The sequence below is a fragment of the Enterobacter cloacae complex sp. P15RS genome (genome assembly GCF_014895905.1).
Taxonomy (GTDB): domain Bacteria; phylum Pseudomonadota; class Gammaproteobacteria; order Enterobacterales; family Enterobacteriaceae; genus Enterobacter; species Enterobacter quasihormaechei.
The window spans coordinates 11,529-26,748 of record NZ_JADBQL010000021.1 but is presented as its reverse complement, the minus strand read 5'-3'; the positions used below and the strand labels follow the sequence as shown (position 1 = coordinate 26,748).

Here is a 15,220-nt window from a genome sequence, read left to right as displayed (position 1 = left end):
GCAAGGTGATGGAGAAGCTATGAGTTCATCGTGTATAGAAGAAGTCAGCGTTCCGGACGATAACTGGTCCCGGATCGTCAGTGAACTGTTGGGACGTGCGGGCATTACGATTAATGGCTCATCGCCCTCCGATCCCCAGATTAAACATCCCGATTTTTTCAAACGCGTTTTGCAGGAGGGATCGTTAGGGCTGGGTGAAAGCTATATGGACGGCTGGTGGGAGTGTGAACGGCTGGATATGTTCTTCTCCAGCGTATTACGCGCCGGTCTGGAAAATCAGCTCCCCCGTCACTTTAAAGATACGCTACGTATCGCCTCCGCCCGCCTGTTCAATCTGCAAAGTAAAAAGCGCGCGTGGATCGTCGGCAAAGAGCATTACGATCTGGGCAACGACCTTTTCAGCCGCATGCTCGACCCGTTAATGCAGTACTCCTGCGGATACTGGAAAAAAGCGACGACCCTGGAAGAGGCGCAGCAGGATAAGCTACAGCTGATCTGCGATAAATTGCAGTTGCAGCCCGGCATGCGCGTGCTGGACATCGGCTGTGGCTGGGGCGGCCTTGCCTGGTTTATGGCGAAGCATTACGGCGTGAGCGTCGTCGGGGTCACGATTTCGGCTGAACAGCAGAAGATGGCGCAGGCGCGTTGCCTGGGGCTGGATGTCGATATTCGGCTTCAGGATTACCGCGACCTGAACGAGCAGTTCGACCGCATTGTTTCCGTTGGCATGTTCGAGCACGTCGGGCCTAAGAACTACAGGACCTATTTCGAGGTCGCTGACCGGAACCTGAAGCCTGAGGGTATTTTCCTGCTACACACCATCGGCTCTAAGCGCACCGACAACAACGTGGATCCCTGGATCAACAAATATATCTTCCCGAATGGCTGTTTACCCTCTGTTCGCCAGATTGCCAACGCCAGCGAACCGCATTTCATTGTGGAAGACTGGCATAATTTTGGCGCAGATTACGACACCACGCTGATGGCGTGGCACGAACGTTTCCAGGCCGCATGGCCTGAAATCGCCGACAACTATTCGGAACGATTCAAACGGATGTTCAGCTATTATCTCAATGCCTGTGCCGGGGCTTTTCGCGCGCGGGATATACAGCTATGGCAGGTGGTGTTTAGTCGCGGGATTGAGCACGGCCTGCGCGTGGCCCGCTAAAAAAATAACCCCGGTTGCCCGGGGTTATTTTTTATTCTTCTTCCACGGCCTTTATTATCGCCGCCTCTTTCGCCGCCAGCACGCGCTCAACGGTATCCACGACCGCCTGGGTCTGCGGATCTATTTCGATATTCACCCGCTGCCCCAGTTTTTTTGAACCAAGCGTCGTACGTTGCAACGTTTCTGGAATTAAATGCACGCAAAAACGGGTTGGCGTCACTTCACCTACGGTCAGGCTAATCCCATCAATGCCAATAAATCCTTTATAAAGGATGTATTTCATTAAGGTGGGATCCTGCACCTTAAACCAGATTTGACGGTTATTTTCCGAGGTCACGATTTTCGCCACTTCGGCGGTGGTCATAATATGGCCCGACATCAGGTGCCCGCCAATCTCATCGCTGAATTTCGCCGCCCGCTCAACGTTGACGGTATCCCCCACTTCCAGCTCGCCCAGGTTAGTGATGCGCAGCGTCTCTTTCATTAAATCAAAAGCGATCTGGTTACCGTTAATTTCGGTCACCGTCAGGCAGCAGCCGTTATGCGCTATCGACGCCCCGGTTTCAATGCCGTCGAGCATATATTCAGGCAGCTCGACCACGTGAGTGCGGAAATTCGGTTTTTCATCAATGGACACCACTTTGGCAGTGCCCTGCACAATACCAGTAAACATGCTTACAGCTCCTGTTCATTCCGAACGGCGATGACACCGTATAATCCCACCACAATAACAGTTGAAAAAACAGGTTGCCAGTGATGCGCAATTTCTGGGGATTTTTTCACTAGATAATTAGTTAAACCCCGCTACAATAGCTGGCATCCCTCTGTTTTTTCTTCTTGCTGCCAGTTACGGCGGCCTTTTTAGTCTCTCAAATAACTACAATACAAAGGTGTTCACGTGCAGAAGTATATGATCGAAGCGCGTCAGTTATTGGCACTGGCAATACCGGTGATCGTCGCGCAGGTAGCCCAAACCGCAATGGGATTTGTGGATACGGTAATGGCCGGTGGTTACAGCGCCACCGATATGGCCGCCGTGGCGATCGGAACCTCAATCTGGCTCCCGGCCATTCTGTTTGGTCACGGCCTGCTGCTGGCGCTGACGCCCGTTATCGCACAGCTTAACGGCTCCGGTCGACGTGACCGCGTGGCCCATCAGGTTCGCCAGGGCTTCTGGCTGGCCGGGGGCGTCTCCGTCCTGATTATGATCGTCCTGTGGAACGCCGGGTATATTATCCGCGCCATGCATAATATCGATCCGGCGCTGGCAGATAAGGCGGTCGGTTATTTGCGCGCCCTGCTCTGGGGCGCCCCCGGCTATCTGTTCTTTCAGGTAGCACGTAACCAGTGTGAAGGGCTGGCAAAAACCAAGCCGGGCATGGTGATGGGCTTTATCGGCTTGCTGGTGAATATTCCCGTGAACTATATCTTCATTTACGGTCATTTTGGCATGCCGGAGCTCGGTGGCGTGGGCTGCGGCGTTGCGACGGCAGCGGTGTACTGGGTGATGTTCGGAAGCATGCTCACCTACATTAAGCATGCGCGATCCATGCGCGACATTCGCAACGACACCGCCTTTAGCACGCCTGACTGGTCGATGTTGACCCGCCTGACCCAGCTGGGTCTGCCCATTGCGCTGGCGCTGTTCTTTGAAGTGACGCTGTTTGCCGTTGTCGCCCTGCTGGTTTCGCCGTTAGGGATTATTGATGTGGCAGGCCACCAGATCGCGCTGAACTTCAGCTCTTTGATGTTTGTTCTGCCGATGTCGCTGGCGGCTGCGGTGACGATTCGCGTGGGCTTCCGTCTGGGGCAAGGTTCTACGCTGGATGCGCAAACGGCTGCCCGCACCGGGCTGGGCGTCGGTGTCTGCATGGCGGTCTGTACCGCCCTCTTTACCGTGCTGTTGCGTGAGCAAATTGCCCTGCTCTATAACGACAATCCGGAGGTAGTGACGCTGGCCTCGCACCTGATGCTGCTGGCGGCCATTTATCAGATCTCTGACTCCATCCAGGTGATTGGCAGCGGCGTGCTGCGTGGGTATAAAGATACGCGTTCCATCTTCTTTATCACCTTCATTGCCTACTGGGTGCTGGGCCTGCCGAGTGGCTACATTCTGGCGCTCACGGATTTGGTGGTGGATCGCATGGGGCCAGCCGGGTTCTGGATGGGCTTTATCATCGGCTTAACGTCTGCGGCCATTATGATGATGCTGCGCATGCGCTTCCTGCAACGTCAGCCCTCTACGGTTATTTTGCAGCGCGCTGCACGTTAATGACCCTGTAGCCGCCGGCTGGCGGCTACTTTCTCTTCACTTTGCGCGGTAATGAAGCAATCGCGTGAAATCAGAGAGAAAAATGCATTTTCCCTCTTGCCACCTTGGTGCTGTGCCGCTAATATTCGTCCCCGTTGTCACCGACAACACAATGCGTTCATAGCTCAGTTGGTTAGAGCACCACCTTGACATGGTGGGGGTCGTTGGTTCGAGTCCAATTGAACGCACCATTCTGCGTCCGTAGCTCAGTTGGTTAGAGCACCACCTTGACATGGTGGGGGTCGGTGGTTCGAGTCCACTCGGACGCACCATTTCAGTCCTGAAATGGTGCAAAAATCCTCTTCTGAACGTCTTAATTTTTCCCTTCATTGAATGACTTAACCTTTCTCCTGCTACGCTTATTCTATGGTTCAGAAACGCAGGAACGCTTTCGATGAAAAAAATTGCCATTATCGGCTCAGGCCCAACAGGGATTTACACCTTCTACTCACTTCTTACCAACGCAGCGCCCCTTTCGATCACCGTGTTTGAGAAAGCAGATCAGCCCGGCGTCGGTATGCCTTACAGCGATGAAGATAACTCCCGACTGATGCTGGCGAACATCGCCAGTATTGAAATCCCACCCATTTTTATCACCTATCTCGACTGGCTTAAGCAGCAAAATGCAGCCCATCTTGCCCGCTATAGCGTCGACAAAGACAAACTGCACGACCGGCAGTTTCTGCCCCGTATTCTGCTGGGTGAATATTTCCACGACCGTTTTCTCGCCGTCGTTGCCGAGGCAAAAAAGGCAGGATTTCAGGTCGAGGTTCATCCCAACGCAGAAGTAACGGATATCAAAGCAGATGCAGACGGCGTGGCCCTGTCAGTGAACGATGCGCCTTTCTCCAGAAGATTCGATCTTGCCGTGGTCGCCACCGGTCACGTCTGGCCTGATGAAGATGAAGCCACCCGCGCCTGGTACCCGAGCCCATGGTCGGGGCTGATGGACGCAGAGATCCGAGCCTGCGAGGTGGGGATCATGGGGACGTCCCTCAGCGGGCTGGACGCCGCGATGGCGGTTGTGATGCAGCACGGTCGGTTTACCGGCGAGCAGTTCGTTGTCAATAAAGGCAGCGAGGGGTTAAAAATCACGCTGATGTCCCGCACGGGCGTTCTGCCGGAAGCCGACTTTTACTGCCCTATTCCTTATGAACCGCTGTCGGTGTTAACGGCATCTGTGGCGGAAAGCGAGATCGCTAAAGGCCCGGACGGGCTGCTTGACCGCATCTTTGCGCTGATGGTGAAAGAGCTTGAGCTGGCCGATCCGCAGTGGTGCCAGACGATATCGCTCAGCACGCTGAATGCCGACACCCTTCGTGAGGTCTGGTTTGAGGATCGTAAAAATCATGGTCCTTTCACCTGGGCCGAAGCGAATCTGAAAGAGGTGGAGCACAACAAGCGCGACAAACGCACCGTTGCCTGGCGCTATACCGTGCTTCGTCTGCATGAGGTGGTTCAGGCGATTGTCCCTTCACTTAACGAACAGGACAGAGAGCGGTTTAAGTCGGGGCTGGAGCGCGTATTTATCGATAACTATGCCGCTATTCCACCGCAGTCTATCCGCCGGTTACTGGCGCTCCGAGAGGCAGGGATCATCAGCGTAGTCGCCCTCGGTGATGATTACGACCTGGATATCGGCAGCGATCAAACCGTCATCACCACGCAAGAAAAGAGTTATCGCTTCGATGTCTTTATTGATGCGCGCGGGCAAAAACCGCTCAAAAATAAGGATATTCCCTTCCCGACGCTGCGCAAACAGCTTGAGGAAACGGGCGATGAGATACCGGACGTGGGGGAAGACTACACGTTGCTGTCACCTGCATCTCTGCGCGGACGTATCGCGTTTGGGGCGATCCCCTGGCTGATGCACGACCATCCGTTTGTTCAGGGTTTGTCAGAGTGCGCTGAAATTGGTAAGGCGATGGCGAAAGCGGCGGGAAACCCTGCGTCGGGCGTGCGGCGGAAATTACCGTTCATGGAGTTTTAACCGGGCTTCCCTGCCCTACGGTGTCGGATTACTCGAAGAAGACTTCCGGGTTTTCCGACAGCGATACAAAGCTTTTGGTGTTCTTATCCAGGGCAAGGATTTTGCCGCTTTCAATATCATACACCCAGCCGTGCAGGCGGATGGCGTTGTTGCGCAGGCCTACCGCCACCGACGGATGGGTCTTGATGTTGCTCAGCTGCGCAAAGACGTTCTCCTGCACCATCGCATTCACTTTATCGACTGGCGTATCCCAGGTTTTCTTCTCCACCACCGCTTTCGCCGCATCAGAATAGCGCAGCCAGTGGGAAACGGCCGGCATGGGCTCCAGATCCGCGTTATCGGCAATCGCCTTCATCGCGCCGCAGTTTGAGTGGCCGCAGATTACGATATCGGTAACGCCGAGGGCCACCACCGCGTATTCGATGGTCGCTGAGACGCCGCCAGGCTCCGGCCCGAACGGTGGCACAATGTTGCCAGCGTTTCGAATGACAAAGAGCTGTCCTGGCTCCTGTTGCGTAACCAGTTCCGGAACCAGACGGCTGTCGGAGCAGGAGATGAACAGCGCTTTGGGATTCTGACTGGACGCTAAACTACGAAAAAGCTCTTTACGTTGCGGGAAAATCTCTTTTTGAAAGCTGAGAAAACCTTCAATGATATGTTGCATAGCCATTTCTCTTTTATCTGTTTTAGTTTAGGTATGATCGCGATCACACTCGTAAAATTTAACCACCGTGCCCTACCGGAGACAAGCAATATATTTCTGGCCCGACCGCTGCACGATCTCATCCGCGTTCGTCAGGATGTTTTGTCCTTCAAAGGCCCCGTACAGGCGCTGGTACTTTTTCCCCGTCAGTCGACCGGTCACTGACTCGACGGTGCGGGCAGGCAGCGGGAGCATATTCGGATAACTCCACATAAACGACACGGCGTCTTTACCCGGCGTGACCTGCAAAATATCACCGGCCAGCAGTACGCCGTCGCCTGACTGCCAGTGCAGCACCGTGCCGCCTGCGAAATGCCCGCCCAGTCGCAACAGCGTTACCGACGGCATAATTTCCAGAGTGTCCTCCTCCCAGAAGCGTATCGCCGGACTGTCACGCATTACCCACTGCCGATCGCTGGCGTGCAGGTAGATCGGCGCGTTAAACGCCGCGGCCCACTCCTGCATGGTGGTGTAGTAATGAGGGTGCGAAATCGCAATCGCGCCGATCCCGCCGAGCGCGTCAATTAACGCTCTGGTGGCCGGGTCAAGGTTCGCGATGCAGTCCCACAGGATATTGCCCTGCGGCATGCGCAGCAGGATGGCGCGCTGGTTAATGGCAAAAGAGGGGACGGTTTTGATGCTGAACAGCTGCGGCTCCAGCTGTTGCCATTTGTTGGTATGCGTGGCCGTAAGACTATCGAAATCCGTCCACGCCTGGCCCGTCACCGGAACATACTGGCGTTCATCGTCGCAAATCGGGCAGCGTTTGGGGTGTTCATCATAAGCGGTACCGCAGGTTTTACACAGCGTAATCATCAGCGTTCCTCAGCAATAAAGCACTGAGTATGGCAGGGATTATCCATATGTGCTGCGGGGTGCATCGCCCGCTTTTTTTGACTTATACTGTGCCAGTATCAAAAACTGAATAACGCAGGTGGCACATGGAAATTGATCTCGATAACTTAGTCTTTAACGGGCTGGATGAAGCAGAAGAGCGCAACGCGGAACGTCTCGACGACGCGGATAAAAAAGCCCAGGCGATTGTCGCCGATGACGACTGCGGCGATGCCTGCAAGATCTGACGAGAAAGCACCGGAAGCCCCGGTGCTTTTTTTATGCATGAGGTTTTCACCCGCTATCAGTTCTCCGGCGTTTTGCTAAACCCGGTAAGCATCAGGATCAGACTTTGCGGAGATGATGCCGTCTCAAACTGATAGTGGTTTCCCTGACGATCGCCGCCGATATACCACGAAATTTCGGTTTTCCCTTCTGCCAGCGCCTTGCGTACCGCTTTATCGACATCCACCATCCGGTATTCGCGGGCGTGGTTCAGGTACAGCACCGCATCCGATCGGTAGTTGCAGGACGGTCGCGCGTGCCAGTTCACGCTGGCCGGATCCCAGTCGTTGCTCGCCGGATAGAAGAAGATTTGATCCGCGCCGTTGGTTTCCACTTTCCCGCCATAGATACGCACGCGGTACTTAAACTGGGCAGGATCCTGGCCGGCAGGCAGCGGAGGAATGTTGAACTTCACCAGCGACAAGGTTTCGCTGTTTTTCGTCCTTCCGCCGTTCTGCCAGTTATCCTGCACCAGTAAGGCCTGAGGATCGGGCTGCGACAGTGTGGGTTCCAGGCTGCTTAGCCAGACGTTGGCCTTCGCTTTTGAATATCCGTACGGGACAGTGGTGCCGCAATCCAGTCCGCGGTTCATACACAGGTCGGTCATAAAGCGCGCGGCATCTTCCGTCCAGCCGTTCATGAAGTCAGCATGCGCCGTATAGAGGCTTCCCCACAACTCCTCGCGCTCATCGCCGTGCATGATGGGGTCGAGTGAAAGCTGCGCTTTGCTGGTGTCCAGAGCGCTAATCGTCGGGAGCACGTACGCGATATTCATGTTCACCGTCGGGATCTTAATCGGGAAGGCGGACGGACACTGCCCTTTCGTGTCGTAGGTGGCGTTAACCAGACCGTGGGCAGGCTTCAGGTGTACTCCATCCCAGCAGTTGGGGAACTGAATGCCGATATTAAACTGCACGGCATCCTTCGCCTTACGTAAGCCGCAGACTTCACCCGTTTTGTTGGTGTAGCCCTTGCCGTTGGCGCATAAAAAGGTGATATGGGGATTGGGCGCGGTGCCGTGATGATCGCCGGCCAGCAGCGACAGCCCCGCCGGGAACGGGTGCAGCGGCCAGGCGTCAACGTTCGATGCCTGATAATAGGTTTTTTGGTAGGCGGGTTTCACCACCGTTCCGTCCGGCAACCTCAGCGACGGCGCCCAGTAGGCCGAGCTGTCTGCTTTATTATCGCAGGTCGTCTTTTCTTGCGTACGCAGCGATTCGCGGCTGGAGTAAGCGTCCGTTTGCACGTTACCAAAAAAATCGTGCAGCATGGCCTCGTTGGGCATGCCGTACATCATAATGGCATCATCGCCAAGGGTGTGGGAATAACCGCAAACCACGTGCGCCTGTGGCGCAGCGTGCGCCGCCTGCATGGCAAGCAGTAGCGCGGTGGCAGAGAGTGTGGGGGTGAGTACTGTCCGTTTCATTATTATCTCCATCTGAGAAAGGAGATAGTGGTAACAAAACGGCTATCAATTACCGAGGATTTACCTGCGTACTTTTCCGCTCATCCCCGCTTTACAGCAGGCAGGCACAGCTCATTCCAGTACATTTCGCGCGTCCGGCGTAGTTCAGCGTGTCGTTTTAACATAGAACCACTCCGGATCAATGTTGGCTACGTCCACGCCGTACAGGCTGGCGACAGGCAGTATTGACTCAAGAACACGTTGCGCGCTGTTCTCCGCATTCGCTGGTTGGGTGGCAAAAAACCGCCGTAACGTGCCGATCCATTTTTTCATCGTCATTACCCCTCTCGCTTAACCTGAACTCAGTTAAACACGCCTTCATCATGAAGAGGAAATAACAATACTGACTGTTGATATGCAGGATTTGAGAAACGCCCAAGCCGCCGGCGCGCTAGCCGGCCAGCGCTTTAACGACCGTTTCCATCGCTTTGGTGGTCAACTCGCTGCGCTTAACGCGCTGGTTCGCCAGCGCGGTACGCAGTACGCCCGCAATGACAATATGTTTCGGCTCTTGCCCTAAATCACGCATTTCGAGAACGACCTTGCCTACCACCCGACACATCTCCTGGTACAGCGCTTCGTCTTTGGTCACATTGCCCATTGCCATCACTCCGATGCCTTAAACCGTCAGCTTAAAGCATTCGTCGGCTGGATACAAAAAAGAAGCCAGGCGTATTGCTCGCCGGGCTTCGTCTGGAAAATCAGGCGATTAGTTGTTTACCGGGATGACCGCACCTTTGTATTTGGTACGGATCCAGTCCTGAATCTCTTTAGAATGCAGCACGTTCACCAGCGCGACGATATCTTTCTTCTTCTCGTCACCGCGATGGACGGTAATGATGTTGGCGTACGGGTTATTCTCACCGCTTTCAACCGCAATCGGATCGTGCACCGGATCCAGGCCCGCGTCGATGGCGTAGTTAGCGTTAATCACCACCGCGGCACCTTCGTCGTTGTTGTACATCTGCGGCAGCAGGGACGCTTCCACATTCGGGGTAAATTCCAGCTTTTTCGGGTTTTCCACGATATCGCTGATGCGCGCGGTCACTTTATCGATGCCAGGCTTCAGCTTGATCACCCCCTCCTTTTCGAAGATGGAGAGAATACGTCCTTCCTCGGAAACCGCATCACGCATGATGATTTTGCCGCCTTCCGGCAGATCCTTCAGTGATTTGTATTTTTTCGAATAGATACCGATCGGCTCAATGTGGATAGCGCCCGCACTGACAAAATCATAATCCTTATCGCCAGCGTGATCTTTCAGCACGCTGTTCAGATAAGGGATGTGCTGGAAGTAGTTGGCGTCGATGTCACGCCCCGCCAGCGCGGTGTTGGGCAGAATGTAGTCCTGGAACGGCTTAATCTCCAGATCGATACCCTGCTTTGCCAGAATCGGCTTAGCCTGCTCCAGAATTTCCGCGTGCGGCGTGTTGGACGCCCCCACGGTCAGCGTATCCGCCCAGGCGGCAAAGCTCAGGGCGCTCAGGGTGGCTGCGGCGATCAGTGTCAGTGTCTTTTTCATGATGTGGTTCCTGTGTGTATTTATTAGCGTTTATCTAACAGTGAAGTAATGACATCGCCGCAGAACTGGATAATGAACACGATGATCAGAATGGTCACCGTTGCCACCAGCGTGACGTCACCATGGTTGCGCTGGAATCCTTCCAGATAAGCCAGATTTCCCAAACCGCCGGCGCCTATCACCCCCGCCATTGCGCTGTAGCTCACCAGCGCAATCAGCGTCACCGTCATGCCTGAAACCAGCGCGGGTGAGGATTCCGGCAGTAAAACCCGAAACACTAACGTGCTCAGCCGTGCGCCCATCGAACGCGTGGCTTCGATAACCCCTTTGTCCACTTCACGCAGGGCGATTTCGACCAGACGGGCGTAAAACGGTGCGGCGCCTACAATCAGGGCGGGCAGTGCGGCGTTAGCGCCAAGAATGGTCCCGACGACGGTCTTGGTGAACGGGATCAGCAGCACGATGAGAATGATGAACGGAATGGAGCGGAACACGTTCACCACAATCGACATCACGCTGTAGACCGTGCGGTTTTGAAATAACCCGCCGCGGGCGGTTAAAAACAGCGCCAGACCAAGCCCGATCCCCAGAACAAACGTCGCCACGCCCGAAAGCGCGGTCATGTAGAGCGTCTCCTGAGTTGCAGCCCACAGCTGATCCCACTTCAGGTGCGGAAAGAGTTCTTCAGCCATGCTTAATAACCTCGCCTTCAATATCGCTTTGCTTCAGATCGACGAGGATATTGTTCAGTTGTTCATCCGATGCCACCACGTGTACCCAGAGCTGCCCGAAAACACCGTGGGCGGTTTGCGTCATTTTGCCGTGCAGGATATTAAACGGCAGGCCGTAGCGCAGGGTCAGTTCCCCGACGATCGGCCTGTGCGTGCTGTGCCCGGTAAAGGTGAGTTTGATGACCGTGCCCTCCAGCCCGGTTGCCAGTTCCGTATTGAAGGTTTCATCTTCGGCGTACTGGCTCACCTGTCGGACAAACTGCTGGGTGATCGGCTGCTGCGGATGCGTAAAGACGCTCAGCACGTCCCCCTCCTCCACCACTTTCCCGTTCTCCATTACCGCCACGCGGTCGCAGATTTTGCGCACCACGTGCATTTCGTGCGTGATCAGCACGATGGTCAGGTTAAAGCGACGGTTAATGTCCAGGAGCAGATCGAGGATCTGATCGGTCGTCTGCGGATCCAGCGCGGAGGTGGCTTCGTCACACAGCAGCACGTCGGGATGATTGGCCAGCGCGCGGGCGATGCCCACACGCTGTTTTTGTCCGCCGCTCAGCTGCGACGGAAAGGCATTCTCGCGCCCCTTCAGGCCAACCAGATCCACCAGCTCGGCGACGCGTGACTGAATTTTCGCTTTCGGTACACCGGCAATTTGCATTGAAAAGGCGATATTTTCCTTCACCGTGCGCGACCAGAGCAGATTGAAGTGCTGGAACACCATGCTGATTTTCAGGCGTGCCTGACGCAGCGCTTCTCCTTTTGCGGCGGAGATATCCTGTCCGTTAATGGTGACGCGTCCGGCGCTGGGCTTTTCCAGGCCGTTCAGCAGACGGATCAGGGTGCTTTTCCCGGCTCCGCTGTAGCCGATAATCCCGTAAATCTGTCCCTGCTCGATCGTCAAATTAACGTTATCAACGGCTGTCAGCGCCACCTTTTCGTTGTCAAAAACTTTCGAAATATTGCTGAGTACAATCATTCTTATTCGTTATCCGTGCCGCGTATAGCGGTTTAGCAGTATGGATGTCCAAAAGATAGTAAACAGCCGTTATCAGCTTTTAAATGACCAAAAAGGAATGTCTTATAACGCGATGAAATAAGTCGCGACCTGGCGGCTGAAAATCGCTTAGATGAATATCAGCAATACATATCCGACAGCTGCATATCACCGCCTTCTCACCCGCCTGAATGGGTTATTTTTTCAGCATTTTGCGCGCATATAGACATCCTCACATCCGGACAACTTTACATCTCGCTGTCTTTCCATCTGAAAACACGACGAATATTCCTTTCCGTTCTAATACCCAGTGAAACGTTCTTTATTGAGAAAATTTCAGGATCCTATTATCCGGTCATCCCCCTTTTACAGGACATGACCATGATGCTTTACCACTCCGTCACCGAACTGATTGGCCGCACGCCGCTGATCCAGCTGCACAAACTGGATACCGGTCCCTGCTCGCTGTTTCTGAAGCTGGAAAATCAAAATCCCGGCGGTTCGATCAAAGACCGCGTCGCGCTGTCGATGATTAACGAAGCCGAACGCTCGGGGCAACTGCGGCCCGGCGGGACCATTATCGAAGCCACGGCGGGGAACACTGGGCTGGGGCTGGCGCTGATCGCCGCGCAGAAAGGCTATTCGCTGATTCTGGTGGTGCCGGACAAAATGAGCCGCGAAAAGATTTTCCACCTCCGGGCGCTGGGTGCGCAGGTGGTGTTGACCCGTTCCGATGTCAATAAGGGGCATCCGGCCTATTACCAGGATTACGCCCGGCGGCTGGCGAACAAACTGCCCGGCGCGTTTTACATCGACCAGTTCAACAATGAGGCTAACCCGCTGGCGCACCGCACGACCACCGCGCCGGAACTGTTTGAGCAGCTTGACGGCCAGATCGACGCCATCGTCGTCGGCGTCGGGTCCGGCGGTACGCTGGGCGGCTTACAGGCGTGGTTCGCCGAACACTCACCGCAGACGGAATTTGTGCTTGCCGATCCGGCCGGGTCGGTGCTGGCAGATCAGGTTGAGACCGGACGCTATCACGATGCCGGATCGTGGCTGGTTGAGGGAATTGGCGAAGACTTTGTTCCTCCGCTGGCGCACATCGAAGGGGTTAAACGCGCCTGGCGCATTACCGATCGCGAAGCCTTCACCACCGCCCGCGAGCTGCTCAAAACGGAAGGGATCCTGGCGGGCTCCTCCAGCGGCACGCTGCTGGCGGCGGCGCTGAAATATTGTCAGGCGCAGACCACGCCAAAACGCGTGGTCACCTTCGCCTGCGACAGCGGCAATAAATACCTCTCGAAAATGTTCAACGACGACTGGATGCGCCAGCAGGGGCTGATCGCGCGTCCGCAGGCAGGGGATCTCTCCGACTACATTGCCCTGCGCCACGATGAAGGCGCTACGGTGACTGCCGCCCCGGACGACACCCTTTCCACCGTGCTGGCCCGCATGCGGCTGTACGACATCTCCCAGCTGCCGGTGCTCGATAACGATAAGGTCGTCGGCATCATCGACGAATGGGACCTGCTGCGACACATCGGGGGGGATGCCGATCGCTTCTCTCTCCCCGTGACGGCGGCCATGACGCGTCAGGTGGAATATCTGGACAGGCAGGCCCCGGAGAGCGCCCTGCACGCCATCTTTGACCGTGGCCTGGTAGCCATTATCTATGACAAAGACCATTTTCTGGGTCTGATCACCCGCAGCGACGTTCTCACCGCCTGGCGTAACCGCCTGGAGAAATAAAAGGAGCAAAAGATGAAAAACCTGGCAACCCTCAGCGTTCACAGCGGCGAGTTTAACGACCCGCACGGCGCCGTCATGCCGCCGATTTACGCCACCTCGACGTTTGCGCAACCGTCTCCCGGTGAGCATACCGGCTATGAATATTCCCGAAGCGGCAACCCCACCCGCCACGCGCTGGAGACCGCGATAGCCGAGCTGGAGGGCGGCTCGCGCGGGTACGCCTTCGCATCAGGGCTGGCGGCCATTTCCACCGTGCTCGAACTGCTGGATAAAGACAGCCATATCGTCGCCATTGACGACGTGTACGGCGGTACGTATCGCCTGATCGAAAACGTGCGTAAGCGCAGCACCGGGCTACAGGTGAGCTGGGTTAAGCCGGACGATGTGGCCGGTCTTGAGGCCGCCATTCGCCCGGACACCCGCATGATCTGGGTGGAGACGCCGACAAATCCGCTGCTGAAGCTGGCCGATCTGGCGGCCATCGCGGAAATTGCCCGGCGTCATAATGCGATCAGCGTGGCGGACAATACCTTCGCCTCTCCGGTCATTCACCGGCCGCTGGAGGCAGGGTTTGACATCGTGGTGCACTCCGCCACCAAATATCTCAACGGTCACTCAGACGTGGTTGCCGGGCTGGCTGTTGTCGGGGCAAACAAGGACCTGGCGGATCGCCTGGGCTACCTGCAAAACGCAGTCGGAGGCGTTCTGGATCCGTTCAGCAGCTTTCTGACCCTGCGGGGTATTCGCACCCTCTCACTGCGCGTAGAGAAGCACAGCGCCAACGCGCTGGCGATTGCGCAATGGCTGGAGGCGCATCCGCAGGTTGAAAGCGTGTACTATCCCGGGCTGGCGTCGCATCCGCAGCATGCGCTTGCCCGTCGCCAGATGGCGCTGCCGGGCGGCATGATCTCCGTCGTCTTAAAAGGCGATGCGCAACGCGCGACTGACGTTATCCGTCACCTTACGCTTTTTACCCTGGCCGAAAGCCTGGGCGGCGTGGAGAGTCTGGTGAGCCAGCCCTACAGCATGACCCACGCCTCGATCCCGCTGGCGCAGCGCCTTGCCAACGGCATTGTGCCGCAGCTGATCCGCCTGTCGGTGGGCATTGAAGATGCAAGCGATCTGATCGCCGACCTTCAGCAGGCGCTGGAAAAATGAGCAAAAAACGGCGGGCGTTGCGCCTGCCGTCATAAGATGACATTAGGCCTTAACGCATTGATAACAAACTTATGTGAATCTGCACAGATTGTTTTTGAAACACCGTTTCCATTTTCCTTTTTGCTGCAAATCAGCGTATAATGCGCGCCAAATCCCTGGTGAATGGTTTCAGCGCTTGGAATACAAAAAACAACGTACAACTTCTCCTCTCCTCCGTTGGGCTGGCACTCAGGCACACTTTCTTCTGCACGCTCATTTGATGTCACCTATTCTTAGTGCGTGTCATATACTCTTTCGCAACACAGGT

The 15,220-nt window shown here is 55.6% G+C and carries 15 protein-coding genes and 2 tRNA genes; 8 read left to right on the top strand and 9 right to left on the bottom strand.

Annotation, left to right across the window (positions count from 1 at the left end; translation table 11 throughout):
- Window positions 1-19: 19 nt before the first annotated feature.
- The gene (gene cfa, locus IM267_RS13170; protein WP_107535208.1) at window positions 20-1,168 is read left to right on the top strand and encodes a cyclopropane fatty acyl phospholipid synthase; all 1,149 of its coding nucleotides are present in this window, start codon (window positions 20-22) and stop codon (window positions 1,166-1,168) included.
- Window positions 1,169-1,199: 31 nt separating this feature from the next.
- On the opposite strand, the gene IM267_RS13165 is transcribed toward cfa, so the two are convergent.
- Complete coding sequence (locus tag IM267_RS13165; protein ID WP_063448935.1) at window positions 1,200-1,841, bottom strand: riboflavin synthase; 642 nt, start codon at window positions 1,839-1,841, stop codon at window positions 1,200-1,202.
- 225 nt (window positions 1,842-2,066) lie between these two features.
- Between IM267_RS13165 and mdtK the strand changes: the two genes are divergently transcribed.
- From mdtK to IM267_RS13145, 4 genes are all read left to right on the top strand, one after another.
- Window positions 2,067-3,440, top strand: a complete 1,374-nt coding sequence (mdtK, locus tag IM267_RS13160) for an MdtK family multidrug efflux MATE transporter (RefSeq protein WP_107535207.1) — start codon at window positions 2,067-2,069, stop codon at window positions 3,438-3,440.
- Between the two features lie 153 nt (window positions 3,441-3,593).
- Window positions 3,594-3,670: transfer RNA gene (locus tag IM267_RS13155), tRNA-Val, on the top strand.
- A 4-nt stretch (window positions 3,671-3,674) separates the two neighbouring features.
- Window positions 3,675-3,751 (top strand) — tRNA-Val (locus IM267_RS13150).
- A gap of 122 nt (window positions 3,752-3,873) precedes the next feature.
- Window positions 3,874-5,469, top strand: coding sequence for an FAD-NAD(P)-binding protein (locus IM267_RS13145; protein ID WP_193033559.1), 1,596 nt, complete (start codon window positions 3,874-3,876; stop codon window positions 5,467-5,469).
- A 28-nt stretch (window positions 5,470-5,497) separates the two neighbouring features.
- Here IM267_RS13145 and IM267_RS13140 read toward each other — a convergent pair whose 3' ends face one another.
- A complete protein-coding gene (locus tag IM267_RS13140) occupies window positions 5,498-6,133 on the bottom strand; it encodes a carbonic anhydrase (RefSeq protein WP_193033558.1) in 636 nt (211 codons plus the stop codon).
- Between the two features lie 72 nt (window positions 6,134-6,205).
- Complete coding sequence (locus IM267_RS13135) at window positions 6,206-6,988, bottom strand: MBL fold metallo-hydrolase (RefSeq protein WP_193033557.1); 783 nt, start codon at window positions 6,986-6,988, stop codon at window positions 6,206-6,208.
- A 125-nt stretch (window positions 6,989-7,113) separates the two neighbouring features.
- Between IM267_RS13135 and IM267_RS13130 the strand changes: the two genes are divergently transcribed.
- Complete coding sequence (locus IM267_RS13130; protein WP_003857665.1) at window positions 7,114-7,254, top strand: hypothetical protein; 141 nt, start codon at window positions 7,114-7,116, stop codon at window positions 7,252-7,254.
- A 56-nt stretch (window positions 7,255-7,310) separates the two neighbouring features.
- Here the strand turns inward: IM267_RS13130 and IM267_RS13125 are convergent, their stop codons facing one another.
- The 6 genes from IM267_RS13125 to IM267_RS13100 all read right to left on the bottom strand — a co-directional run bounded on the left by IM267_RS13125 (window position 7,311) and on the right by IM267_RS13100 (window position 11,985).
- The gene (locus IM267_RS13125; RefSeq protein ID WP_193033556.1) at window positions 7,311-8,717 is read right to left on the bottom strand and encodes a DUF1996 domain-containing protein; all 1,407 of its coding nucleotides are present in this window, start codon (window positions 8,715-8,717) and stop codon (window positions 7,311-7,313) included.
- Window positions 8,718-8,861: 144 nt separating this feature from the next.
- Complete coding sequence (locus IM267_RS13120; protein ID WP_063867029.1) at window positions 8,862-9,029, bottom strand: hypothetical protein; 168 nt, start codon at window positions 9,027-9,029, stop codon at window positions 8,862-8,864.
- Between the two features lie 118 nt (window positions 9,030-9,147).
- The gene (gene fumD, locus IM267_RS13115; RefSeq protein WP_003857676.1) at window positions 9,148-9,357 is read right to left on the bottom strand and encodes a fumarate hydratase FumD; all 210 of its coding nucleotides are present in this window, start codon (window positions 9,355-9,357) and stop codon (window positions 9,148-9,150) included.
- A gap of 108 nt (window positions 9,358-9,465) precedes the next feature.
- Window positions 9,466-10,278 carry a MetQ/NlpA family ABC transporter substrate-binding protein gene (locus IM267_RS13110; RefSeq protein WP_063448942.1) on the bottom strand — a complete coding sequence of 271 codons (813 nt, stop codon included), beginning with the start codon at window positions 10,276-10,278 and terminating at the stop codon, window positions 9,466-9,468.
- A 23-nt stretch (window positions 10,279-10,301) separates the two neighbouring features.
- A complete protein-coding gene (locus tag IM267_RS13105) occupies window positions 10,302-10,970 on the bottom strand; it encodes a methionine ABC transporter permease (protein WP_063448943.1) in 669 nt (222 codons plus the stop codon).
- Window positions 10,963-11,985: a methionine ABC transporter ATP-binding protein gene (locus IM267_RS13100; protein WP_193033555.1), complete on the bottom strand. Its 1,023-nt coding sequence runs from the start codon at window positions 11,983-11,985 to the stop codon at window positions 10,963-10,965. The genes IM267_RS13105 and IM267_RS13100 overlap by 8 nt, the downstream gene beginning before the upstream one ends.
- Before the next feature lie 399 nt (window positions 11,986-12,384).
- Here IM267_RS13100 and IM267_RS13095 point away from each other — a divergent pair, with 399 nt between their 5' ends.
- Entirely contained in the window at window positions 12,385-13,755 is a 1,371-nt protein-coding gene (locus tag IM267_RS13095) for a cystathionine beta-synthase (RefSeq protein ID WP_193033583.1), read from the top strand.
- A 12-nt stretch (window positions 13,756-13,767) separates the two neighbouring features.
- The gene (locus tag IM267_RS13090) at window positions 13,768-14,913 is read left to right on the top strand and encodes a PLP-dependent aspartate aminotransferase family protein (RefSeq protein ID WP_193033554.1); all 1,146 of its coding nucleotides are present in this window, start codon (window positions 13,768-13,770) and stop codon (window positions 14,911-14,913) included.
- The last annotated feature ends 307 nt before the right edge of the window (window positions 14,914-15,220 follow it).